This window comes from Symbiopectobacterium sp. Eva_TO (assembly GCF_053848865.1).
Genome location: NZ_JBSPEY010000004.1, coordinates 756,337 through 779,574 on the forward strand (window position 1 = coordinate 756,337; position 23,238 = coordinate 779,574).

Sequence of the window (23,238 nt, forward strand, 5' to 3'; positions counted from 1 at the left end):
TTACCTCGTGTTTTGTATAAGGATTCGACACCCATATCAAAACCGGTAACTCTCAACCTTTCAAGGTCCAGTGTCAGATCAAGTCGCGACTAATACACATGAGTGTAGCCCCGGCGCAAGTCTTTACGGAAGCGCGCTTTGCACCGATGTGTGCAGGGAAGTCGCGTCGAGAGGCTGTAAGTCTACCAACTCTGACAGCTTTTGCCGGACCGCATCGGCAGAGATAGCGCTCATGTGATGATTTTCAGATTGTTCTACCACCTGATTGAGCCCATATCCACCAATAAGCCCAGGATCGGTAGGGCCATAGAGTGTGATATTCGGGCGATCCAATGCCGCCGTCAGGTGACTCAGGCCGGTATCGACGGAAACAACCGCTTGTGCCCCCGCCAGTACGGCGGCCACCTGCTGCAAACTCAGGTGCGGTAACACGTCGACGTGTGGAAAGTCGGCTGCAAGGCGCTGCGCTCGCTGATGTTCATGCTCTGTGCCCCAAGGGAGTTTGATGCGCAATCCTGACGGTTGCAGGCTGGCGATCAGTGCGAGCCAGTGAGATTCGGGCCAATGTTTTTCATCACGGGTGGTGGCGTGTAGGAATACCAGATAGCGCCCGGCATCTTCCGACGGTGCTGCCAGAAAATGCTGGGCAATACCGTTGTCCCCCCGCTCACTGGGCTTACGATAGCTCAGGCTGGCCGCGAAAAGCTCGCGAATGCGCTCGACGGCGTGCTGCTGCCGTGCAATACGGTGCCGGTAGTTATAGAAAATGCTGGCCAGCGGCTCACGCGCGCTGCTGCTGTCTAAACCGTGTTTTTTCCCGCGCGCGAGACGCGTGACCAACAGCGCACTTTTCAGCAACCCTTGGGCGTCAATTACCGCATCGTACTGGTGCTCTCGCAGCTGTTGCTTAAATTGCACGCGTTCACGCCGTGTTTCTGCGCTGAACCAGCTTTTACGCCAGCGGCGGATGGCAACGGGGATTACGCGATTAACGGCGGAATGCCAGGTGGGGATTTGGGCAAACCCTTCTTCCACCACCCAGTCAAATCGTAAATTGGGGATGACGCGCATGGCATCCGTCAAAGCAGGCAGCGTGTGCAAGACATCGCCCATGGAAGAGGTTTTAACGATCAGCACCCGCATTAGCGATGTTCCTTTGTCTGGATGTAAGGCGTCAAGGCTTCCAACACGCGCTCAGGCTGAATATCAATCAGGCTTTGGTGATATCCCTGCTCGCCATCGCCTTTGCGCACGCGATGATAGCCAGTAATCAAGCGGATAACGTTGGCCTGATGTGACAGCGGCGGTGTGAAATCCGGACTGCTGGGGCCATAGAGTGCCACCAGAGGACGGTTTAACGCGGCTGCCACGTGCATTAATCCGGAGTCATTGCTGACCACGGCGTGACAGGCGGCAATCAGCACCACGGCTTGATCCAGTGACGTTTTGCCTGCCAGATTGGCGCAAAAGGCACGCAGAGATTCGGGTAACGTATCGCGTATCGCTTCTCCCGCCTCGTTATCCTTGGCTGAGCCGAACAGTACAACGTGATGGCCGCGTTCGCTCAGCGTTTGTGCCAGACTGGCATAGTGATAGTGTGGCCAGCGCTTGGCGGGGCCAAATTCAGCGCCGGGGCAGAAACCAATAAGTGAACGCTCACTAACTAAATCAAAGGTGGGGAGCACGGCGTCGATTTCTGCCTGTGCGACCTGTAGCTGCGGCCATAACAGCGGCTGTGGAAGATCTTCAGCTCTGTGAATCTGGTCGCGCGGATAGGCCAGGGCGACATAGCGCTGCACCATCAGGGGAAACGCGGCTTTGTCCAATACACGCACATCGTTAAGCAAGCCATAACGTATCTCTCCGCGCCAACCGGTGCGCTCTGGCACCTTGGCAAAGAAGGGCACCAGCGCGGATTTAAACGAGTTTGGTAGCACATAGGCGCGATCGTAACCTTGCTCGCGCAACGACACCCCTAAACGCCGACGTTCACCCAACGCCAGCGCCCCGTGCCCGAGCGGCATCGCCAGCGCCTGACGCACTTCCCGCATGCGGTCCAACAGCGGGCGGCACCAAGCCGGCGCCATGACATCAATATGTGCATCCGGGTACTGTGCTTTGAGCGAACGATACAGACTGTGGGACATCATCATGTCACCCACCCACGATGGGCCAATCACCAGGATTTTCATAGCGTTTATCTTTTATGTTCTGTTGCTTGGCGGCCAGAAAAATGCCATAGAAGGATGCAATCCTGTGCCTGCTGCTTACCGGGAACGTGCGGCCATACATACGTGCGGCCGCACATTGTTGTGGCGTTTACGCGGAGCGGTTCAGCCAGGTCAGGTAGTCGCTGACACCTTCAGCCACCGTTTTGAAGGGCTTGTCGTAGCCTGCCGCGCGCAGTTTGGTCAAATCGGCTTGCGTGAAGGCCTGGTAACGGCCTTTCAGTTTTTCAGGGAAAGGAATGTATTCCACCTGGCCTTTCTGGTGGAAATCCAACACGGCATCGGCCACGGCCTGGAATGACTCGGCACGACCCGTTCCGCAGTTGAAAATACCGGAAACGCCGTGCTGCCAGAACCACAGGTTAACCGCAGCCACATCACCAACGTAAATGAAATCGCGTTGGAAATTTTCGCTGCCGGAGAACAGTTTTGGATTTTCGCCCTGATTGATCTGGTTATTCAGATGAAACGCGACGCTCGCCATGCTGCCTTTGTGCCCTTCGCGCGGGCCGTAGACGTTGAAGTAGCGGAAGCCGCAAATCTGGGAATCTGCCTGCGGCAGAATATCGCGCACGTATTGGTCGAACAGGAATTTGGAATAGCCGTAAACGTTCAGCGGCTGTTCGTATTGACGTTCTTCAATAAAGTCGCTGGTGCGCCCGCCGTACGTGGCTGCGGAAGAAGCGTACAGGAACGGGATGCTACGTTCCAGACAGTAGTGCAGCACCTCTTTCGAGTACTGATAGTTATTGTCCATCATGTACTTGCCGTCCCACTCCGTGGTGGAAGAGCATGCACCTTCATGGAAGACGGCATCGATATCGCCCAGATCGTCGCCTGCAACGATACTGGCGATGAAGTTTTCCTTGTCCATGTAATCGGTAATGTCCAGATCGACCAGATTGACAAATTTGGTGCCGTCTTTCAGGTTATCCACCACCAAAATGTCTCGATAACCGATGTCATTCAATGAGTTAACAATATTGCTGCCGATAAAGCCGGCTCCGCCTGTGACGATGATCATGGGAGTAACCCTTGTAAATCTCGTGGGTGAAGCACCACGCTCCACACTATTTATGACTGCTATCATAACATTTCGTTGCACTACAGACAGTACACCATTTTGTGCTGCCGCAAGGTTTTACCGAGGCGGTGTTGCGGCATGTCGTGACCCGCATGGCATTTTTCAGATTCTGTGGCGTTATCTGTCACCGTAATAAACAGGATTGATTAAGCTGTGTACGGGCTTACACAAAGGAGTGACACCATGCCTGCATCGTTTTATCAGCGTCTGTCCGCGCAACTAATGGCAGCGCGAACTAAAGAAGAAAGGATTATCACCACGGCGCAACATGCGGATATCGAGGTCGCCGACAGCGGCCCTTTGCTGAATTTCTGCGCCAACAACTATCTGGGGCTGGCAGACAACTCAACCCTGATTGCAGCAGCGAAAGCGGGGTTGGACAGCCACGGTTTTGGCATGGCGTCTGTGCGTTTTATTTGCGGCACGCAAGACATCCATAAAACGCTGGAGAATAAGCTGGCGGATTTCCTCGGCATGGAAGATGCCATCCTTTACTCCTCCTGTTTCGACGCTAACAGCGGCCTGTTCGAAACCCTGCTGGGTGACGACGATGCCATCATCTCCGATGCGCTGAATCACGCCTCGATCATTGATGGCGTCCGGTTGTGTAAAGCGCGTCGCTATCGCTATGACAATAACGACATGCAGCAACTGGAAGCACAGTTGCAAAAGGCAAAAGCGGAAGGCGCTCGCACGCTGATGGTGGCGACCGACGGCGTCTTTTCAATGGATGGCGTGATCGCCAACCTGAAAGGCATTTGCGATGTGGCAGAGCGTTATGGTGCGCTGGTGATGGTGGATGACTCGCACGCGGTGGGGTTTGTCGGCAAGTAAGGGCGGGGTTCCCATGAATACTGCGATGTAATGGGACGCGTCGATATTCTGACCGGTACGTTGGGCAAAGCGCTGGGCGGTGCGTCTGGTGGCTATGTTGCTGCGCGTAAACCGGTGATTGATTGGCTACGCCAACGCTCCCGGCCTTACCTGTTTTCCAATTCGCTGGCCCCCGCGATTGTCACGGCTTCCATTGCCGTGTTGGATTTGCTGGCACAGGGGGATGCACTGCGTGAACAGTTGTGGAAAAACGCCGCGCTGTTCCGTCAGCGCATGACGACTGCTGGATTTACGCTGGCGGGTGCCGATCACGCCATTATCCCGGTGATGCTGAGCGATGCGCGGCTGGCGCAAGATTTTGCGTTGGCCATGCAGCGTGAGGGAGTATACGTCACCGGCTTCTTCTATCCCGTAGTACCGCAAGGGCAAGCGCGCATTCGCACGCAGATGTCGGCCGCGCACACCACGGAGCAGATAGAACGTGCCGTAGCCCACCTCGTTATACACATCTCTGTTCGTGCCTGAGCGCGCGTAGCGTTTCGGCGGCCGTCATGACTTTCTGCAAGCCTTTCCAGATAGTTTTTGCGCCTGGTTCACCGTCGCCTTTTCGAGCAAGAAAGCCTCCGAGTTGCGCAACTAAGCGCAATACTTCGTTTAGCTTAGGGCGGCCCTTGGGCATACGCTTGTTCATCAGTAGGTAAGCGCCATGAGTCTCGTCGGAATCAAAGAACAACATTGCGTCCAGCTCTGGACAGGTTCGTCCCATACGCATTAAATAGGCGATGCGCCATGCCACGATCATGAACAGCGCCAATGCCCGCTCAATGCGATCCACGGTCGATAACTGTAACGCTTCGACACAGCAGCCGTTCTTCAGCACATTGAAGAACATCTCGATTTCCCATCTAGCCCGATACCAGTCGATCAGCTCCACGATATCTTCTCGTCCTTCAGGTACGCGATTGCTCAGCAACCGCCACTCGACCGGCTTCACGCCTGCTGGCGGCTCAATTTCCTTGGCTATCACACAAGTCACTGCCAACCCGCAACGCAGCGACACTCGCTTCACGCGCAGCGCCTGTTTCACCGTACGCGCCTTCTGCCCCGCGCGAGCCGCCATAACGAATTGGATTTCTCCCACCGGCACGGTCTTTCCAACCTTCTGCCAAAGCTTCTCATTACAGTCCAGACTGCGATTATGAGTCGAGCGGATCAACCAGTCAGCCGGAGTGCCAAGGTCATCAGCGAGCTGCATCAACGCCTTGATATCCGCTTCGCGATCGGCTAAGTACACCAGACGTGTGTTTGGCAACTCCGAGGCGAGTTCAGCAACTCGCTCGTATCCCTCGAGCCAGCGCGTACTCTCCTTGATCCCATCGCGTTTTCCGTCTGCATCCTTCGGCTCTCTTGCCCACATCCACGCATCCAGTACGCCCAACCCCACGCGATCCGGACTGACCGCGTAGGTCGGATGCAGATACAGACCACGCCTGGCTTCGTAGTTCAAGGGACCCAAGCCTTGGATTTGCTGCCCGTTGAAGTCAAGCTCGGTAGTGTCTTGGATACACAGCACAACCTCGTGTTCTCGGATCCTTTCCTGCGTACGCTGCCAGTGAGGTTGCAGAATGTCTCGCCATTCGAATGCTTGGTTCTCCATGAAGCGGTAAGCACCCAGCGTCTCAGACCATCCGAGGCACGCATGCGGAATGCTGGCTTGCGGATTCTCAGCCAGCCGTATCAAAAGCCCTTTGGCACGCTTATTGAGCCTCGTGTCACCAAGATTTACCCCTTCCAGTTCTTGGTGTGCCCAGCCATCTGAATCCCGTGTCATTTTTCAGCGCCGTAAATGGCGATAGTACACGTCGGTTTCACTTCATTTACAACCCCACTGGCTGCCTATTTCAGCCCGCTAACCCTTGGCATATAAGGCGTTGCGGACTTGTGTATAACGAGGTGGCCGTAGCCGCCTTTATTCGGGTTGGAAAACGCCTTGGTGTTGTCAGCTAACGGAGGGAAACGCATGAAAGCACTCGCCAAACTGAAGTCGGAGCCCGGTATCTGGATGATGGATGCGCCGTTGCCGGAGGTGGGCCACAACGACATCATGATCAAGATCCGTAAAACGGCGATTTGCGGTACTGATGTGCATATTTACAACTGGGATAGCTGGTCGCAAAGGACCATTCCCGTTCCAATGATCGTGGGGCACGAATATGTGGGTGAAATCGTTGCCATTGGTCAGGAAGTCAGTGGCTTTCTGATCGGCGATCGCGTGGCGGGAGAAGGGCATATCACCTGCGGTTTTTGCCGTAATTGCCGCGCGGGGAGGCGTCATCTTTGCCGTAACACCATCGGCGTTGGCGTGAATCGTCCCGGTGCCTTTGCTGAATATCTGGTGATCCCGGCATTTAATGCGTTTCCTATTCCCGATGGTATCTCTGATGAGCTGGCCGCTATTTTCGACCCTTTTGGCGATGCCGTGCACACCGCTCTGTCGTTCGATATGGTCGGTGAGGATGTGCTGATTTCTGGCGCGGGTCCGATAGGCATTATGGCAGCAGCGGTGTGCCGCCATGTTGGGGCGCGCCATGCGGTGATCACCGACGTTAATGAATATCGACTGGAGCTTGCGCGCAAAATGGGCGTTACGCGAGCGGTGAACGTGGCGCAAGAGACGCTGGCGGATGTCATGTTGTCGTTGGGGATGCGTGAAGGGTTTGATGTGGGTCTGGAAATGTCCGGCGCGCCAGCTGCGATGCACGCGTTGTTGCATGCCATGAACCACGGTGGGCGGGTGGCGCTGCTTGGCATTCCGCCGGAACCGATGATGGTTGATTGGAACGAAGTGATTTTCAAAGGACTGACGATCAAAGGAATCTACGGCCGGGAGATGTTCGAAACCTGGTACAAAATGGCGTCATTAATCCAATCAGGCCTCGATTTAACGCCGATTATCACTCATCACTTCCCAATAGACGACTTTCAGCAGGGTTTTGATGTGATGCGCTCTGGGCAATCCGGCAAAGTGATTTTGCACTGGGATTAACGGCATCGTAGCGCGCCCCGAGGCCAGGACGCGCTACGCATTTATTTATCCCCGGATGTGACCCAGGTACGCCAGCGCTGCTCAATAAAATGAACGGGCGCACTGTCACGTAAGCTTTCCCCGATCAGTTTAAAGAAGACGTCGTTACCCACCGGCGGTAGTGGCTGTTTAATAGTACACAGCTGCGGTTTGCGGAACGGTTTACTTGCTGGTTGCACAGGGCTAGGTTCATAGGGCAGCGTCTGGTAGTGAACCGGCTCATTCAACAACTGGCTGGGGCGCACCAGAACGATATCGGTATCCAGCGTGGGCAACAGCTGTTGCAGCACTTTGATAGTCGCGGGGTGCGGGTGACCGATGGCAATGGCCGAACCGGTACGGCGTGCCAGTTGCACCGCACGATTGAACTGGGTGCGGATATCCGCCTCATTCTGAGTATCGTCTAAAAAGACCTTACGCTTGATCACCTTGACGTGCGTGCCCGCCGCAGCCGGAATGGATTGGCTGCTGCCGATAGTCATGCTGTCGAGAAAGTAGAGCTGACAAGCGTTGAGGGCCTGCATCACCTTTTGCATACCTGGCAAGCTGGAGGTCATGGCGCTGCCCATATGGTTATTTAACCCGACCGCGTAAGGGACGTTATTTACCGCCTGACGGATAATGCGTTCGATCTCTTCACTGCTCATCTCCGGGCGTAGTGTATCTTTCTCGAGAGGCTGTTTTCCCATCGGAACCATCGGTAGGTGGATCAATATCTCGCGCCCTTGCTGGTGGGCCTTTACTGCCATGTCACGGGCATAGGGCGCGTTGGGCAACACCGCAATGGAGATGGCGGTTGGCATCGCCAGTATCTGATTTTCGTTGTGGGGCCGATAGCCGAAATCATCAATCACAATTGACAGCTTTCCCGCCATCGCCCATGAACAAAATGCCAATAACAAGGTGAAGAGAAGCGGACGGCGTACTTTTCGTAACATCGGTATCAGCAAAATGTTTTCCCTGTTATTTCCCTAACCAAGGTTGTGGGTTGACCGCCTGACCTTGACGGCGAATTTCAAAGTAGAGCGCAGGCTGGCTTTGGCCACCGCTGGTGCCCACTAATGCGATCGGTTGTCCGGCTTTCACCTGTGCGCCGACCGACACCAGTGCGCTCTGGTTATAGCCATACAGGCTCATGTCTCCCTTGCTGTGCTGCAACACCACAACAAGTCCATACCCTTGCAGCCAATCCGCCATCAGCACGGTGCCATCGGCGATGGCCTTGACATCGGTACCCTCTGGTGCCGCGATCACCAATCCCTTCCAGCGCAATTCGCCCTGCAAGGGTTCACCAAAACGGTGTTCAACACGCCCCCTCACTGGCCAGATAGCCTGACCGGCCGGTTGGCCCAACCCGCCGGTGCGCGCCATAAGTGAACGCTCACTTTCCGATGGTTGGTAACGGCTGCCGCTGCGTTTGGCTTGTTCTTCACGTTCACGCACCTTGGCTGCCTCGCGCGCTTCGCGTTCGGCTCGCGCTTTGGCTTCGCGTTCAGCGCGGGCAATCTGGTCGCGCAGGCGTGCTTCATTCTGTCGTAATTCTGTCAGTTGCTGCTGATCTTTTTCCAGCGAACTTTCCAGCGTGGATAGGGTTTGTTTACGTTCACCCCGCGCTTGCTCCAACGCCTTTTGCTGTGTTTGCTGCTCGGCAAGCAACGTTTTTTGCGTTGCTTGCTTCTGCTCTACCTGCCGTTTCTGTGCGGCGAGCTCGGTGCGGGTGTGTTGCAACTCAGCGATGTTTTGCTGGCGCGCTTCATTCAGGTAACCAAAGTAGGCCAAAATACGCTCGCTGCGCTGGCTCTCTTCGCCGCTGAGGATCAGTTGCAAGCCGTTGTGTTGACCCTGACGAAAGGCGGCGTCTAATTGGCGTGCCAGCAGCGCTTCCTGCTGCTTTCTTTGGCTTTCGAGTTTGGTGATGGAGGTTGCCAACGCTTTAAGCTCTTCGCTAAGTGTGGCAAGCGTTCCCGTGGTGTCACGCAGTTGGCGACTGGCCCGGGCGATGGATTGTTCTTGCTGCTGTAACTGGCTGAGCAGCGCGCTGCGTTGCTGTTTCTGCTCTTGAACGCGTTTTTCCTTCTCCGCGATATCCTGTTGCAGCGTCTTGAGCTGTTGCTGATTATCGGCACCGAGCCCGAGCGTTGGCCACGCAAAAACCCCAACGCAAACCGCGCTGATACATATCGCGAGCAGCGCATGCAGCGGCGATTTGCCTGTGCTTGAACCCTGAGCAGGCACACTGCATGGTACTCGGGGCGAGACCACTGACGCTTTCTTATTCATAAGATGGGATTATTTCACGATGGGCAGCCCCTGACCAGTCATCCTACCGCGCTTTTCTCTCTCCGGTAATGAAAGAACATGTCGCAGAGGTGCGCATCTTGGGTAAGGTTTACACAGGATGAACTGCATCAAGCATAGATAAAAAGGGTGCAATACGCATAAAATGGCACAACCGTTAGCGGCGGTCGCTACGATTTTTCTGATTCATGCCACAGATAGAGTTACAGTTTAGCGGCTTACTGGTTGTTACAGGCTGTAATTGCTGTACCGCATAGGTATACTCAGAAACCTTGATTTTTGTTGATTAACTGATTCGGGAGCTGTTACCCCCCATGCAAGAGATTATGTCGTTCGTAAGCAGGCATCCGATTATGAGTATCGCCTGGGTTGCACTGTTGGTTGCCGTTATTGTCATGACCGTGAAAAGTAAGCTTTCCAAGGTGAAAGAAATCGCGCGTGGCGAAGCCATTCAACTTATCAATAAAGAAGAAGCGGTTATCGTTGATTTGCGCAACCGTGATGATTTCCGTCGTGGCCACATTGCCAACGCCATCAACCTGCTGCCTAACGACATTAAGAATGGCAGTCTGGGCGAGTTGGAGAAACACAAAGCGCGACCTGTGATTGTCGTTTGCGTAAACGGTATCAGCTCGCGTGAATCCGCTGACAACTTGCTGAAAGCCGGTTTTGAACGCGTGTCTGTTCTGAAAGACGGCTTGTCCGGCTGGAGCGGTGAGAATCTTCCGCTGGTGCAGGGTAAATAAGCGCGATGGCGCAAGCCGAATGTCTTTAAAACATGCCGTAAAGGTATGGTAGGTTGTAACTAGGCGCAGGTTCCCTGCGCGCATTGTTCGATTTTAAATGCACACATTGGCGTCCGCTGCCACACGGTGAATGCGGCGCATTAAAAACGTTAACATTAAAGGTATTAGCCAACATGTCCGAACAAAACTCCGCCGAAATGACTTTTCAGATTCAACGTATTTACACCAAGGATGTCTCTTTTGAAGCGCCGAATGCTCCTCAGGTGTTTCAACAGGATTGGCAACCGGAAGTTAAACTGGATCTGGATACGGCGTCCAGCCAACTTGCGGAAGACGTGTATGAAGTTGTGCTGCGCGTAACGGTAACCTCGACGCTGGGCGAAAATACTGCGTTCTTGTGTGAAGTTCAGCAAGCGGGTATTTTCACCGTTGGCGGTCTGGAAGGCACGCAACTGGCACATTGCCTGGGCGCTTACTGCCCGAACATTCTGTTCCCGTATGCGCGTGCATGTGTGACCAGCATGGTGACACGCGGTACATTCCCGCAGTTGAATCTGGCGCCGGTGAACTTCGATGCGCTGTTCATGAACTATCTGCAACAGCAAACGGAAGGGCAGTCCGCAGAAGGTGAAAACGGCGCACCGCGCCTGGATGCCTGATGAGCACAGCTAATGCTTCCATGACAGTGATCGGTGCCGGTTCATACGGCACCGCCCTGGCGATTACACTGGCCCGCAATGTTCACTCCGTGGTGCTGTGGGGACACGATCCTGCGCACATACAGACATTGCAGGCCGCCCGGTGTAACCAGGCGTTCCTGCCGGATGTGCCTTTCCCCGATACGCTGCACCTCGAGTCTGATTTAGTGCAGGCGCTGGCGGCGAGTCGCGATATTTTGGTGGTGGTGCCGAGCCATGTGTTTGGTGACGTGCTGTGTCAGCTAAAACCGCTGCTGCGTGCCGATGCACGCTTGGTGTGGGCGACAAAAGGGTTGGAGGCAGAAACCGGGCGCTTGTTGCAAGATGTGGCGCGGGAAGCATTAGGCGAAGAGATTCCTCTGGCGGTGATTTCTGGTCCGACGTTCGCGAAAGAACTCGCGGCGGGATTACCCACCGCTATCGCGCTGGCCGCTACAGACAAAACGTTTTCTGACGATCTGCAAACGCTGCTGCACTGTGATAAGAGTTTTCGCGTCTACAGTAACCCCGATCTTATCGGCGTTCAGCTTGGCGGCGCGGTAAAAAATGTGATTGCTATTGGCGCTGGCATGTCCGATGGCATTGGCTTTGGTGCCAATGCGCGCACGGCGCTCATCACGCGTGGGCTGGCGGAAATGACGCGGCTTGGCGTGGCGCTTGGGGCCGATCCCGCCACGTTTATGGGGATGGCGGGGCTGGGCGATCTGGTGCTGACCTGTACCGATAACCAATCTCGTAACCGCCGCTTTGGCATGATGCTGGGCCAGGGGCTGGATGCACAAAGCGCTCAGGATCAGATTGGTCAGGTGGTGGAAGGTTATCGCAATACCAAAGAGGTGCTGGCGTTGGCGCAGCGTCATGGGGTAGAAATGCCCATCAGTGAACAACTGTGGCAGGTTTTATACTGTGGCAAGACCGCGCGCGAAGCGGCGCTTACCCTGCTTGGTAGAACGCGCAAAGACGAAAGCGAGCGCGAATAATACAACGTTATCCTTGAGGCCAACGGTGACGCTGGTCTTCTGGCGCTTTTTGGCCTTTATATCGTATGCTGGCGGCTACGCGAGTCTTTGGCAAGCTTGCCGGGCGATAACAATAAATGCAACGTGTCAGCGCATCGCAATGAACGGTGCGGCAGGGGAGTGAAGGCAATGTCGACTGATGAATTGGAATTGGTGTGGGCAAATATCAAAGCAGAAGGCCGGTCGCTGGCTGATTGCGAGCCGATGTTGGCCAGCTTTTTTCATACCACATTGCTGAAACATGAAAACCTGGGCAGCGCATTGAGTTATATGCTGGCGAACAAGTTGGCAAATTCCATCATGCCGGCGATCGCCATTCACGAAGTAGTGGAAGAGGCCTACCGTGCCGATCCGCAAATTATTCTGTCAGCCGCGTGCGACATTCGCGCGGTGTGTCAGCGTGACCCGGCGGTGGATAAATACTCCACGTCGCTGCTTTACCTGAAAGGATTTCATGCGCTTCAGGCCTACCGTATTGGTCATTGGCTCTGGTATCAGGGGCGTAAAGCGCTGGCTATTTATTTTCAGAACCAGATTTCGGTGTCGTTTGGCGTCGATATTCACCCGGCTGCGACCATTGGTTGTGGGATCATGCTCGATCATGCCACCGGGATTGTGATTGGTGAGACGGCGGTGGTGGAAAATGACGTGTCTATCCTGCAATCTGTCACCTTGGGCGGGACCGGGAAAACCAGCGGCGATCGCCATCCCAAGATCCGTGAAGGGGTTATGATTGGCGCGGGTGCCAAAATTCTCGGTAATATTGAAGTTGGGCGCGGCGCAAAAATTGGCGCAGGTTCCGTGGTGTTGCAGCCAGTTCCGGCGCATACCACGGCGGCGGGCGTCCCGGCGCGCATTGTGGGGCGTCCGGAAAGCGACAAACCCGCAATGGACATGGATCAATACTTCAATGGGATCAATCGGGGATTTGAATACGGCGATGGGATTTGAGTTCTTCTTATCGTAAGCTGTTTTTCAAATGATTTCCCCTACTTATATAGCATACTATCCGAATATTCAGCTGATCTAAGATATTTTCTTATAAGAAATATCTCAAATATTGCCGCTTCACCGACAATTCCACGCAATATAGCGTGTGAATCTGTCATAATACCGGTTTGGACATGCTTTTACTCGTGGCCTGTTTCCCTAAACCAGACTTTCCCTGTCATCTGACGGTTCAGGTCTCGCAACAACATTGATGGTTTACGAGAAGCAAAGATGTATCTGATGCGTGTGATATTTACCCTTTTCCCTTTTCTGTTCTCGCTTCCTTCCCTCGCTGCCCCAACGGATTCCGCCGTGGAAATGTCGAAGGAGTCTGTGCAGAGCAATGGGCAGGGCAGTTGGTGGCAAAAAGCCAAATTTAATCTGTCAGAAACCTGGTCGAATTCGTCAAGTCAGGATCTCTATATCCCGGCTATCACCTGGCATAACCGCTGGACTTACGACAAAGAGAAAACCGACAAGTACAATGAACGTCCTTGGGGCGCAGGCTATGGCGTGTCACGTCTGGATGCCGACGGCGATTGGCACGGTCTGTACCTGATGGCTTTCAAGGATTCCTTCAACAAATGGGAGCCCATCGGCGGTTATGGCTTTGAAAAACGCTGGACGCCTACCACGAATCCGGATTTCCAATTGGGTGAGGGTTTCACCGCTGGCGTTACTATGCGGGACAACTGGCACTATATCCCGATTCCGGTGCTATTGCCGCTGGTCTCGGTGAACTATCAGCGCCTCTCTTTTCAGGCGACCTACATTCCTGGCACCTACAACAACGGCAACGTCTTTTTTGCCTGGCTGCGCTGGCAAATCTAATCGTTGGTATATAAACCAAATGTAAACCGCATTGACCGAGGATTATGCAGCCAATGCGGTACAATGGCCCCTTATCGTTTTTACTAGAGTGTCAGCGTGTTATTACTGGTCATTACCACCATTCTGTGGGCATTTTCATTCAGCCTGATTGGCGAATATCTGGCGGGGCAGGTCGATAGCTGGTTCTCTGCCATGTTTCGTTTAGTGCTGGCCGCTGTGGTTTTTCTGCTGTTCCTGCGTTGGCGTGGTTATTCAGCTAAAGTATTGGGATTGTATCTGCTGATCGGTGTGATCCAACTGGGCGTGATGTACCTGCTGCTGTTCCGTAGTTATCTCTATCTTGATGTTCCGACGTTGCTGCTGTTTTCAGTAATGACGCCGCTGTACGTCACGTTGATTTACGATGTAATCAGCGGGCGGCGCTTGCGCTGGGACTATGCCTTTAGCGCGTTGCTGGCAGTATTGGGGGCCGTAGTCATCCATTATCATGGCGTCAGTGCGCATTTTTGGCATGGTTTTCTGCTGATTCAGGCTGCCAATATTTGCTTCGCCGCAGGGCAAGTAGGCTATAAACGCCTGATGGAGCTGCACCCGATGCCGCAGCGCAGTGCGTTTTCCTGGTTTTATCTGAGGGCGGGGTTGGTGACGCTGGTAGCGTGGGGACTGTTTGGCAACTTCACCAAACTACCCATCGCCCCGATACAGTGGGGCGTGTTGGTTTTCTTGGGGGCGAGTGTCTCCGGCCTGGGCTATTTCATGTGGAACTACGGTGCCACCAAGGTGGATGCGGGCACGCTAAGTATCATGAACAACTTTCACGTCCCTGCCGGGCTACTGGTTAACTTCCTCTTCTGGCAGAAGACGCCCGACTGGGGGCGTTTCGCGCTGGGGTCTCTGATTATCCTTGCGGCTTTGTGGGTACACCAGCGCTGGGTCGTGCAGCATCCCGCACGAACGGCAGATGCGAACACGCGTGCTGGCGGGCAGAACGAATAAAGGCTTCAAGTACCGGCTGGCGCTGCTCTCCATCGCGTACCGCAGCGTACAGTCGGCTCCACAATCCCTCACCCAGCGTTTTGGTCACCACCAAACCCTGACGCTCAAAACTTTCCACTACCCAGTGTGGCAGCGCGGCAATACCCATGCGTGCCGCCACCATCTGAATTAGCAATAGGGTGTTATCCACGCTCTTTAACGTTGGACTGATGCCTGCCGGTTGCAGGAAATGACGCCAGATGTCCAAGCGCTGGCGCTGAACCGGATAGATCATCAGGATCTCATCGGCGAGATCCTCCGGTGAAATCGTCTCTTTGCTCGCTAATGCATGGTCTGGTGCCAGCACCAGTCTCACTTCAAAATCAAACATCGGTGAATAGTGCAACCCACTGCGCGGCAAAATGTCCGATGTCATCACCAGATCCAATTCCCCCTGTTGCAGTGCCGGTTGGGGATCAAAGGTGACACCGGATTTGAAGTCCATGTTCACCTGCGACCACTGGCTGTGGAAATGCTCGAGAGCGGGCGTCAGCCACTGAATACAGCTATGGCACTCAATCGCCAGACGCAGCGTGGTCTGATGCGGTTCGTTGCATGCCTGCAACGCCTGTTGAATCTGGGGCAACACCTGATCGGCCAATTGCAGCAGGATTTCCCCCTGAGGAGTAAAGCGCAGCGGTTGGCTCTTACGTACAAACAGCCGAAAACCCAGACGCTGCTCCAGCTCACTGAACTGGTGGGAAAGCGCCGATTGCGCCTGGTGAAGCTGCGCGGCAGCGGCTGCCAGCGAGCCTGTGCCGCGCAGTGCTTGCAGTGTCCGTAAGTGTTTCAGTTCGATCATGAGAGTCCTTCACAATGACAGTGAATAATTTGCGCTTGTGCATTATACAGTACCTGTTGATTATGGATGTTTAAACATCCAGACGGCTAAATGAGGGTTAACGATGGCAATTTTAAATCACACACTGGGTTTTCCGCGCGTCGGACTGCGCCGTGAACTGAAAAAAGCGCAAGAAGGCTATTGGGCAGGCAACCTTACTCAGGCTGAACTGCTGGAAGTGGGCAAATCGCTGCGGGCACGTCACTGGCAACATCAGAAAGACGCTGGCGTTGACTTGCTGCCGGTGGGTGATTTTGCCTGGTATGATCATGTACTGACCACCAGCCTGCTGCTGGGTAACGTGCCTGCGCGCCACCAAAATGCCGATGGCAAGGTTGATATCGACACGCTATTCCGCATTGGCCGTGGTCGTGCGCCGACGGGCGAACCTGCCGCCGCCGCAGAGATGACCAAATGGTTTAACACCAACTACCACTACATGGTGCCCGAGTTCACTCAGGGACAGCGTTTTGCCTTGACGCAACTGCTTGACAAAGTGGACGAAGCGTTGGCACTGGGTCACAAAGTCAAACCTGTGCTGCTGGGGCCGGTGACCTACCTGTGGTCATATCGTTATACACATCTTTTGGCCATTTTTTGAACAGGATGCTCAGAACCCCGTGAATTAAGGCATTCAAGCCATCCCATTGGCTTTTTGAGGTTCAAAATGCCACTCTGAGATAAACCCGTAACTCATTGATTAAACAGTGCGTTAGAAAGATGTGTATAACGATATGACCTGTGGTTGGGCAAAGTGAAGGGTGACGCATTCGATCGTCTCTCCCTGCTGAAAGACATTCTGCCGGTGTATCAACAGGTGCTGGCAGAGCTGGCTAAACGTGGTATCGAGTGGGTGCAGATTGATGAGCCAGCACTGGTGTTGGAACTGCCTCAAGAGTGGCTGGATGCCTTTAAACCGGCTTACGATGTGTTGCAGGGCTCGGTCAAACTGCTGTTGACCACCTATTTTGACAGCATCGGCCATAATCTGGATACCCTCCGTGCGCTGCCGGTACAAGGTCTGCATGTGGATCTGGTGCACGGTAAGGATGATGCCGCTGCGCTGCTGGCGCAACTGCCGGCTGATTGGCTGGTATCGCTGGGTGTGATTAACGGTCGTAACGTGTGGCGTGCGGATCTCAGCACCTGGTTTGAACGCCTGCAACCGCTGGTCGGGCAGCGTCAACTGTGGATCGGTTCTTCCTGCTCTCTGCTGCACAGCCCGATCGATCTGAGCGTGGAAACGCGTTTGGATGACGAAGTTAAAAGCTGGTTCGCCTTCGCATTGCAGAAGTGTGCTGAACTGTCGCGGCTGACGGCGGCACTGAACAGTGGCGAGGGTGCTGTTCTGGTGGAATACAGCGCACCGATTTGTGCGCGCAGCACCTCAACGCGTGTTAACAATGCGGCAGTGACTCAGCGTCTGGCGGCGATTACCGCGCAGGATAGCCAGCGTCAACACGCCTATCCGGTACGTGCCGAGGCACAGCGCGCACGTTTTAATCTGCCCGACTGGCCGACTACCACCATTGGTTCCTTCCCGCAAACCACAGAAATTCGTGGCCTGCGTCTGGACTTTAAGCAAGGCCGCCTTGATGGCAACAACTACCGTACCGGCATCGCCGAACACATCAAACAGGCGATTGTCGAGCAGGAGCGTCTGGGTCTGGACGTATTGGTGCACGGTGAAGCAGAACGTAACGACATGGTCGAGTATTTTGGTGAACACCTGGATGGCTTTATCTTCACCCAGAACGGGTGGGTGCAGAGCTACGGTTCACGCTGCGTGAAACCGCCGGTGATCATTGGTGATATCAGCCGCCCGGAACCGATCACGGTCGAGTGGGCCAAGTATGCCCAATCCCTGACCGACAAGCCGGTAAAAGGTATGTTTACCGGGCCGGTGACCATCCTGTGCTGGTCGTTCCCGCGCGAAGATGTCAGCCGTGAAACCATCGCCAAGCAGATCGCGCTGGCACTGCGTGATGAAGTGGCGGATTTGGAAAGTGCAGGTATCGGTATTATCCAGATTGATGAACCGGCACTGCGTGAAGAGCTGCCGCTGCACCGTTCTGACTGGCAGGCTTATCTGGCATGGGGCGTGGAAGCATTCCGTCTGAATGCGGCCGTGGTACGGGATGACACCCAGATTCACACCCATATGTGTTACTGCGAGTTTAATGACATCATGGACTCCATTGCGGCACTGGATGCGGATGTGATCACCATTGAAACCTCGCGTTCCGACATGGAGCTGTTGGAGTCGTTCGAATAGTTCGAGTACCCGAATGAAATTGGGCCGGGCGTGTACGATATCCACTCACCGAACGTACCGAGCGTGCAATGGATTGAAGCGCTGTTGCGTAAAGCGGCGCAGCGTATTCCCGCCGAGCGCCTGTGGGTCAACCCGGACTGCGGCCTGAAAACGCGCGGCTGGCCGGAAACGCGTCAATCACTGGCTAACATGGTCGAAGCGGCACAGCGCTTACGCGCAACCGAAGTTTAACCTCACAAGGTTGGTATCAAACGCAGGGCGTTTCTCCCTGCGTTTTTTTTTGCTTATTTCACACCATACTGCGCAAACCACGCCAGCATACGCTGCCAGCCATCCTGAGCGGACGCTTGATGATAGCTGGTGCGATAATCTGCATGGAAAGCGTGTCCTGCCTCGGGATACACCACAATCTCCGCCGTGGCGTTGGCGGCGCGTAGCGCCTGTCGCATCAGCTCGACCTGATCGAGCGGGATACTGCCATCTTCTGCGCCGTACAAACCGAGCACGGGCGCACTGAGATCGGCGGCGATATCCACCGGGTGTTTCGGCGTAGTCAGGGTTTTGTTACCGGAAAATTTACCGTACCAGGCAACGGCGGCTTTCAACTGCGGATTGTGCGCCGCATACAGCAAACTGATTCGCCCACCCCAACAGAAGCCGGTAATCCCAATTTTGTTAGCATCGCCGCCTTGCCGCACGGCCCAGTTGGCCGTGCGATCGAGATCCAACAGCACCTGTGCATCCGGCACCTTACTGACCAGTTCGCTCAGCAACGTCGGAATATCATCATACTGATGTGGATCGCCCTGACGGAAATACAGTTCTGGCGCGATGGCAAGATAACCCTGTTTCGCCAGCCGACGACAAACATCCTGAATATGCTGATGCACGCCAAAAATTTCCTGCACCACCAGAATGATGGGATAAGGCCCATCACCTGATGCCGGTTTGGCGAGGTAAGCGGGAAGCTGCTCACCTTGGGACGGAATGGTGGTCTCACCCGCGATAATCCCTTGTGATGTAGCCCCCTGTAACACCAGACAGTAGCTGTATCTCCAGATAAGAGATAGGCTTAGATATATGTCTAACAATCATGCTAATTTTGAAATGACCGGGATCCTGTTAGGGCAAGAAGTCCGTAAGCGTAAAACTCCGCAAGAGAAAATCGCCATCATTCAGCAGACAATGGAGCCGGGGATGAACGTCTCCCATGTAGCCCGCCTGCATGGCATCCAGCCCAGCCTTTTGTTTAAGTGGAAGAAGCAATACCAGGAAGGAAGCCTCACCGCCGTTGCGGCCGCAGAAGAAGTGGTTCCAGCTTCGGCGCTGGCGACTGCCCTCAAGCAGGTCCGGGAGCTACAGCGCCTTCTGGGTAAGAAGACGATGGAAGTTGAGATCCTCAAAGAAGCAGTGGAGTACCGCCAGTCGCGAAAATGGATAGCGCACGCGCCCTTGTTGCCAAAGGACGGGGAATAGCTCTGGTCAGCCGCGCCATGAGCGTGTCGCGTGCGCAGCTGTCACTGCGGGTTAACCGTTCTGCCGACTGGCTGGACAGGCGCAGCAACCGGCGTAATGACGAAGCTGATGCTGAGATATTATCGGACATCCTCCGTATCATCAGCGACATGCCCAGTTACGGTTACCGCCGAGTGTGGGGTATCCTGCGTAAGCAACGTCGTGCAGAGGGACTTCCACCGGTGAACGCCAAACGGCTTTACAGGATAATGAGCGAGCATAACCTGCTGTTGTTGCATGATAAAACTGAACGTCCGAAGCGGGAGCATAAAGGCAAAATCGCGGTAGCAGAGAGCGATATGCGCTGGTGCTCAGATGGCTTCGAGTTCGGTTGTGACAACGGCGAGAAGCTGCGGGTGACGTTCGCACTGGACTGCTGCGACCGGGAGGCCATAGACTGGGCAGCGAGCACCAGGGGTTATGACAGTTCAACCGTGCAGGATGTGATGCTGAGGTCGGTGGAAAAACGCTTCGGTAGCGCGCTGCCGGATAAACCAGTGCAATGGCTGACGGATAATGGTTCAGCGTACACAGCGCATGAAACGCGGAAGTTCGCCAGAGAACTGAATCTGGAGCCCTGCACAACAGCAGTGAGCCGTCCACAGAGTAACGGCATGGCAGAACGGTTCGTGAAGACGATGAAGGAAGATTACATCGCCTTCATGCCAAAACCCGATGTGCGAACAGCGCTGAAGAACCTTGCAGCGGCGTTCAATCATTACAATGAAAACCATCCGCACAGTGCGCTGGGATACAACTCCCCAAGAGAATATCGGCGCCAGCGGGCATCGTTAACTTAAGAGACAAAAGCTGTCCGGAGATGGTGGGTCAAGATCACGCGATAATCCCTTGGCTGTTGGTGAGGATAGTTGACTCGGCATGGGGCGTAACGGCAAGGGTCATCGCCCGATCGTTTTGTCGGAGTTCCAGCGGTTCGGCCACTTTCATGGTGGTTGTTCTCCTCTTGAGCATAAAAGGGATTATTGGTGTGACAGCGCGCAATTTATAAGTGTATACCACTGTATTGGTTTCTTTTGGTAGTGAGATATATCACTGCTGTTAGGGTACTGATGCGCTAGGATAATAAACGGTACTATCTTGCCCATGATGAGGAGACGAGTATGTCTGAATCTGATGTGTTCCACCTGGGGTTAACCAAACAGGGGCTGCAAGGGGCGACGTTAGCCATTGTGCCCGGCGATCCGGCGCGGGTTGAAAAAATCGCGCGCGAGATGGATAACCCTGTGTTTCTGGCCGCGCACCGTGAATTTACCACTTGGCGTGCTACGCTTGCAGGGCAACCGGTGGTTATCTGCTCTACGGGTATTGGCGGCCCCTCGACTTCCATTGCGGTGGAAGAACTGGCGCAATTAGGCGTCAGAACCTTTCTGCGCGTGGGCACCACAGGGGCGATCCAACCTGATATGAATGTGGGTGCTGTGCTCTGGTGCCCCATGGCGTGATTTACCTGAGCGATACGGCCCATGGAAAACCGTTTATAACCGCTTTAACCGATGGTCAAAATCGGGAGTCATTAACCTTATTTTCAATAAGTTACTTTCATCACTTGATGCCCATGGCCTCGTGGACTGGTCAGCGACTGCGCAGGATGGTAGCAATATCAGGGCGCTGAAATGTGCTGCCGGTGCTCAAAAAAACATCCCGATATCACCGGAGATAATGGGCAGGGTCGCTCTCGAGGTGGTTTTGGCACCAAAATCCATATGGCTACAGACGGAAGTGGTCTTCCGTTAAACATCGTGTTGAGCCCCGGTCAGGCTCATAAAAGTCAGTTTGCACTACGTCTTTTGGACGGTATTGGTGTTCAACGCCAGAACGGCAGTATGAAACGCCGTGGTCATGCGGTACTCGCTGACAAGGCGTACTCCGGGCATGTATTACGTAACGAGCTGAAAAACAGAGGTATAAAAACTGTTATCCCCCGAAAATCCACTGAAAAAATGGCGGTGGATGGTCGTTCAAAGCTCGATCGTGACGCCTACCGCAATCGGAACGTTGTTGAGCGGTGCTTTGGCCGTCTGAAAGAATACCGTCGCATTGCGACACGTTACGACAAAACGGCGAGGAATTATCTGGCAATGTTGAAACTGGGCTGCATCCGCCTGTTTTACCAGAGGTTATGTAATTAAGGGACACAGCCTAGCCTGCACTTTGCACCGCTGGAGTATCCGGCTGTGGCCGATTTTGCGTGCACTGCCGCGCTTGTTGATGCTGCGAAGGCCTCCGGTTTCCCGCTGCACATTGGCGTAAACGCCTCTTCGGATACGTTTTATCCCACCTCGTTATACACAAGTCCGCAACGCCTTATATGCCAAGGGTTAGCGGGCTGAAATAGGCAGCCGGTGGGGTTGTAAATGAAGTGAAACCGACGTGTACTATCGCCATTTACGGCGCTGAAAAATGACACGGGATTCAGATGGCTGGGCACACCAAGAACTGGAAGGGGTAAATCTTGGTGACACGAGGCTCAATAAGCGCGCCAAAGGGCTTTTGATACGGCTGGCTGAGAATCCGCAAGCCAGCATTCCGCATGCGTGCCTCGGATGGCCTGAGACGCTGGGTGCTTACCGCTTCATGGAGAACCAAGCATTCGAATGGCGAGACATTCTGCAACCTCACTGGCAGCGTACGCAGGAAAGGAGCCGAGAACACGAGGTTGTGCTGTGTATCCAAGACACTACCGAGCTTGACTTCAACGGGCAGCAAATCCAAGGCTTGGGTCCCTTGAACTACGAAGCCAGGCGTGGTCTGTACCTGCATCCGACCTACGCGGTCAGTCCGGATCGCGTGGGGTTGGGCGTACTGGATGCGTGGATGTGGGCAAGAGAGCCGAAGGATGCAGACGGAAAACGCGATGGGATCAAGGAGAGTACGCGCTGGCTCGAGGGATACGAGCGAGTTGCTGAACTCGCCTCGGAGTTGCCAAACACACGTCTGGTGTACTTAGCCGATCGCGAAGCGGATATCAAGGCGTTGATGCAGCTCGCTGATGACCTTGGCACTCCGGCTGACTGGTTGATCCGCTCGACTCATAATCGCAGTCTGGACTGTAATGAGAAGCTTTGGCAGAAGGTTGGAAAGACCGTGCCGGTGGGAGAAATCCAATTCGTTATGGCGGCTCGCGCGGGGCAGAAGGCGCGTACGGTGAAACAGGCGCTGCGCGTGAAGCGAGTGTCGCTGCGTTGCGGGTTGGCAGTGACTTGTGTGATAGCCAAGGAAATTGAGCCGCCAGCAGGCGTGAAGCCGGTCGAGTGGCGGTTGCTGAGCAATCGCGTACCTGAAGGACGAGAAGATATCGTGGAGCTGATCGACTGGTATCGGGCTAGATGGGAAATCGAGATGTTCTTCAATGTGCTGAAGAACGGCTGCTGTGTCGAAGCGTTACAGTTATCGACCGTGGATCGCATTGAGCGGGCATTGGCGCTGTTCATGATCGTGGCATGGCGCATCGCCTATTTAATGCGTATGGGACGAACCTGTCCAGAGCTGGACGCAATGTTGTTCTTTGATTCCGACGAGACTCATGGCGCTTACCTACTGATGAACAAGCGTATGCCCAAGGGCCGCCCTAAGCTAAACGAAGTATTGCGCTTAGTTGCGCAACTCGGAGGCTTTCTTGCTCGAAAAGGCGACGGTGAACCAGGCGCAAAAACTATCAGGAAAGGCTTGCAGAAAGTCATGACGGCCGCCGAAACGCTACACGCGCTCAGGCACGAACAGAGATGTGTATAACGAGGT

General features: G+C 54.5%; 16 protein-coding genes and 7 pseudogenes. 15 read left to right on the top strand and 8 right to left on the bottom strand.

The window, feature by feature from the left end; translation table 11 throughout:
• Nucleotides 1–123: 123 nt before the first annotated feature.
• From rfaC to rfaD, 3 genes are all read right to left on the bottom strand, one after another.
• Nucleotides 124–1,143: a lipopolysaccharide heptosyltransferase RfaC gene (gene rfaC / locus ACWWJF_RS05900; RefSeq protein WP_455868933.1), complete on the bottom strand. Its 1,020-nt coding sequence runs from the start codon at nucleotides 1,141–1,143 to the stop codon at nucleotides 124–126.
• Entirely contained in the window at nucleotides 1,143–2,192 is a 1,050-nt protein-coding gene (gene rfaF, locus ACWWJF_RS05905) for an ADP-heptose--LPS heptosyltransferase RfaF (RefSeq protein ID WP_455868934.1), read from the bottom strand. The genes rfaC and rfaF overlap by 1 nt, the downstream gene beginning before the upstream one ends.
• A gap of 127 nt (nucleotides 2,193–2,319) precedes the next feature.
• The gene (gene rfaD / locus ACWWJF_RS05910; RefSeq protein WP_455868935.1) at nucleotides 2,320–3,252 is read right to left on the bottom strand and encodes an ADP-glyceromanno-heptose 6-epimerase; all 933 of its coding nucleotides are present in this window, start codon (nucleotides 3,250–3,252) and stop codon (nucleotides 2,320–2,322) included.
• Between the two features lie 243 nt (nucleotides 3,253–3,495).
• Here rfaD and ACWWJF_RS05915 point away from each other — a divergent pair.
• Nucleotides 3,496–4,671, top strand: a pseudogene (locus ACWWJF_RS05915) (glycine C-acetyltransferase).
• Here the strand turns inward: ACWWJF_RS05915 and ACWWJF_RS05920 are convergent.
• The gene (locus ACWWJF_RS05920; protein WP_455868936.1) at nucleotides 4,646–5,977 is read right to left on the bottom strand and encodes an IS4 family transposase; all 1,332 of its coding nucleotides are present in this window, start codon (nucleotides 5,975–5,977) and stop codon (nucleotides 4,646–4,648) included. The pseudogene ACWWJF_RS05915 and the gene ACWWJF_RS05920 overlap by 26 nt on opposite strands.
• 189 nt (nucleotides 5,978–6,166) lie before the next feature.
• Between ACWWJF_RS05920 and tdh the strand changes: the two genes are divergently transcribed.
• Nucleotides 6,167–7,192 (top strand): L-threonine 3-dehydrogenase, encoded by a 1,026-nt coding sequence (gene tdh, locus ACWWJF_RS05925; RefSeq protein WP_455868937.1) that lies wholly within the window; start codon nucleotides 6,167–6,169, stop codon nucleotides 7,190–7,192.
• Nucleotides 7,193–7,233: 41 nt separating this feature from the next.
• Here the strand turns inward: tdh and ACWWJF_RS05930 are convergent, their stop codons facing one another.
• Both ACWWJF_RS05930 and envC read right to left on the bottom strand, forming a co-directional pair.
• Entirely contained in the window at nucleotides 7,234–8,169 is a 936-nt protein-coding gene (locus tag ACWWJF_RS05930) for a divergent polysaccharide deacetylase family protein (protein ID WP_455868938.1), read from the bottom strand.
• Between the two features lie 25 nt (nucleotides 8,170–8,194).
• Nucleotides 8,195–9,511: a murein hydrolase activator EnvC gene (envC, locus tag ACWWJF_RS05935; protein WP_455868939.1), complete on the bottom strand. Its 1,317-nt coding sequence runs from the start codon at nucleotides 9,509–9,511 to the stop codon at nucleotides 8,195–8,197.
• Between the two features lie 332 nt (nucleotides 9,512–9,843).
• Here envC and ACWWJF_RS05940 point away from each other — a divergent pair, with 332 nt between their 5' ends.
• From ACWWJF_RS05940 to ACWWJF_RS05965, 6 genes are all read left to right on the top strand, one after another.
• A complete protein-coding gene (locus ACWWJF_RS05940) occupies nucleotides 9,844–10,275 on the top strand; it encodes a rhodanese-like domain-containing protein (protein WP_455868940.1) in 432 nt (143 codons plus the stop codon).
• A gap of 173 nt (nucleotides 10,276–10,448) precedes the next feature.
• Nucleotides 10,449–10,934 carry a protein-export chaperone SecB gene (gene secB / locus ACWWJF_RS05945; protein ID WP_455868941.1) on the top strand — a complete coding sequence of 162 codons (486 nt, stop codon included), beginning with the start codon at nucleotides 10,449–10,451 and terminating at the stop codon, nucleotides 10,932–10,934.
• Complete coding sequence (gpsA, locus tag ACWWJF_RS05950) at nucleotides 10,934–11,953, top strand: NAD(P)H-dependent glycerol-3-phosphate dehydrogenase (protein ID WP_455868942.1); 1,020 nt, start codon at nucleotides 10,934–10,936, stop codon at nucleotides 11,951–11,953. Before secB ends, gpsA begins: the two co-directional genes overlap by 1 nt.
• Nucleotides 11,954–12,121: 168 nt before the next feature.
• Complete coding sequence (gene cysE, locus ACWWJF_RS05955; protein ID WP_455868943.1) at nucleotides 12,122–12,943, top strand: serine O-acetyltransferase; 822 nt, start codon at nucleotides 12,122–12,124, stop codon at nucleotides 12,941–12,943.
• A gap of 279 nt (nucleotides 12,944–13,222) precedes the next feature.
• On the top strand, nucleotides 13,223–13,813 hold the full coding sequence (gene pagP / locus ACWWJF_RS05960; protein WP_455868944.1) for a lipid IV(A) palmitoyltransferase PagP: 591 nt from the start codon (nucleotides 13,223–13,225) through the stop codon (nucleotides 13,811–13,813).
• A 96-nt stretch (nucleotides 13,814–13,909) separates the two neighbouring features.
• Complete coding sequence (locus tag ACWWJF_RS05965; RefSeq protein ID WP_455868945.1) at nucleotides 13,910–14,809, top strand: carboxylate/amino acid/amine transporter; 900 nt, start codon at nucleotides 13,910–13,912, stop codon at nucleotides 14,807–14,809.
• On the opposite strand, the gene metR is transcribed toward ACWWJF_RS05965, so the two are convergent.
• Nucleotides 14,712–15,650 (bottom strand): HTH-type transcriptional regulator MetR, encoded by a 939-nt coding sequence (metR, locus tag ACWWJF_RS05970; RefSeq protein ID WP_455868946.1) that lies wholly within the window; start codon nucleotides 15,648–15,650, stop codon nucleotides 14,712–14,714. The genes ACWWJF_RS05965 and metR overlap by 98 nt on opposite strands.
• A gap of 103 nt (nucleotides 15,651–15,753) precedes the next feature.
• Here metR and ACWWJF_RS05975 point away from each other — a divergent pair.
• Both ACWWJF_RS05975 and metE read left to right on the top strand, forming a co-directional pair.
• Nucleotides 15,754–16,248 (top strand): annotated as a pseudogene (locus ACWWJF_RS05975) (5-methyltetrahydropteroyltriglutamate--homocysteine S-methyltransferase); the annotation flags it as partial.
• A gap of 180 nt (nucleotides 16,249–16,428) precedes the next feature.
• A pseudogene (metE, locus tag ACWWJF_RS05980) lies at nucleotides 16,429–18,195 on the top strand (5-methyltetrahydropteroyltriglutamate--homocysteine S-methyltransferase); the annotation flags it as partial.
• 53 nt (nucleotides 18,196–18,248) lie between these two features.
• Here metE and ACWWJF_RS05985 read toward each other — a convergent pair.
• Nucleotides 18,249–18,974: pseudogene (locus ACWWJF_RS05985) on the bottom strand (dienelactone hydrolase family protein); the annotation flags it as partial.
• Between the two features lie 97 nt (nucleotides 18,975–19,071).
• Between ACWWJF_RS05985 and ACWWJF_RS05990 the strand changes: the two are divergent.
• The 5 genes and pseudogenes from ACWWJF_RS05990 (at nucleotide 19,072) to ACWWJF_RS06010 (ending at nucleotide 23,232) form a co-directional block, all read left to right on the top strand.
• Nucleotides 19,072–20,279, top strand: a protein-coding gene (locus ACWWJF_RS05990; protein WP_455870954.1) for an IS3 family transposase whose coding sequence is annotated in 2 segments (ribosomal slippage) — nucleotides 19,072–19,393 and nucleotides 19,393–20,279 — 1,209 coding nt in all. Because the reading frame shifts where the segments join, the coding sequence is not laid out codon by codon here.
• Between the two features lie 321 nt (nucleotides 20,280–20,600).
• Nucleotides 20,601–20,924, top strand: a pseudogene (locus tag ACWWJF_RS05995) (phosphorylase family protein); the annotation flags it as partial.
• A pseudogene (locus ACWWJF_RS06000) lies at nucleotides 20,911–21,629 on the top strand (IS5 family transposase); the annotation flags it as partial. The pseudogenes ACWWJF_RS05995 and ACWWJF_RS06000, both read left to right, overlap by 14 nt.
• 12 nt (nucleotides 21,630–21,641) lie before the next feature.
• Nucleotides 21,642–21,776, top strand: a pseudogene (locus ACWWJF_RS06005) (uridine phosphorylase); the annotation flags it as partial.
• Nucleotides 21,777–21,900: 124 nt separating this feature from the next.
• Entirely contained in the window at nucleotides 21,901–23,232 is a 1,332-nt protein-coding gene (locus ACWWJF_RS06010) for an IS4 family transposase (RefSeq protein WP_455868947.1), read from the top strand.
• The last annotated feature ends 6 nt before the right edge of the window (nucleotides 23,233–23,238 follow it).

Coding starts and splice junctions, on each gene's coding strand:
- rfaC (WP_455868933.1), bottom strand. CDS start 1,143: ATGCGGGTGCTGATCGTTAAAACCTCTTCCATGGGCGATGTCTTGCAC.
- rfaF (WP_455868934.1), bottom strand. CDS start 2,192: ATGAAAATCCTGGTGATTGGCCCATCGTGGGTGGGTGACATGATGATG.
- rfaD (WP_455868935.1), bottom strand. CDS start 3,252: ATGATCATCGTCACAGGCGGAGCCGGCTTTATCGGCAGCAATATTGTT.
- ACWWJF_RS05920 (WP_455868936.1), bottom strand. CDS start 5,977: ATGACACGGGATTCAGATGGCTGGGCACACCAAGAACTGGAAGGGGTA.
- tdh (WP_455868937.1), top strand. CDS start 6,167: ATGAAAGCACTCGCCAAACTGAAGTCGGAGCCCGGTATCTGGATGATG.
- ACWWJF_RS05930 (WP_455868938.1), bottom strand. CDS start 8,169: ATGTTACGAAAAGTACGCCGTCCGCTTCTCTTCACCTTGTTATTGGCA.
- envC (WP_455868939.1), bottom strand. CDS start 9,511: ATGAATAAGAAAGCGTCAGTGGTCTCGCCCCGAGTACCATGCAGTGTG.
- ACWWJF_RS05940 (WP_455868940.1), top strand. CDS start 9,844: ATGCAAGAGATTATGTCGTTCGTAAGCAGGCATCCGATTATGAGTATC.
- secB (WP_455868941.1), top strand. CDS start 10,449: ATGTCCGAACAAAACTCCGCCGAAATGACTTTTCAGATTCAACGTATT.
- gpsA (WP_455868942.1), top strand. CDS start 10,934: ATGAGCACAGCTAATGCTTCCATGACAGTGATCGGTGCCGGTTCATAC.
- cysE (WP_455868943.1), top strand. CDS start 12,122: ATGTCGACTGATGAATTGGAATTGGTGTGGGCAAATATCAAAGCAGAA.
- pagP (WP_455868944.1), top strand. CDS start 13,223: ATGCGTGTGATATTTACCCTTTTCCCTTTTCTGTTCTCGCTTCCTTCC.
- metR (WP_455868946.1), bottom strand. CDS start 15,650: ATGATCGAACTGAAACACTTACGGACACTGCAAGCACTGCGCGGCACA.
- ACWWJF_RS06010 (WP_455868947.1), top strand. CDS start 21,901: ATGACACGGGATTCAGATGGCTGGGCACACCAAGAACTGGAAGGGGTA.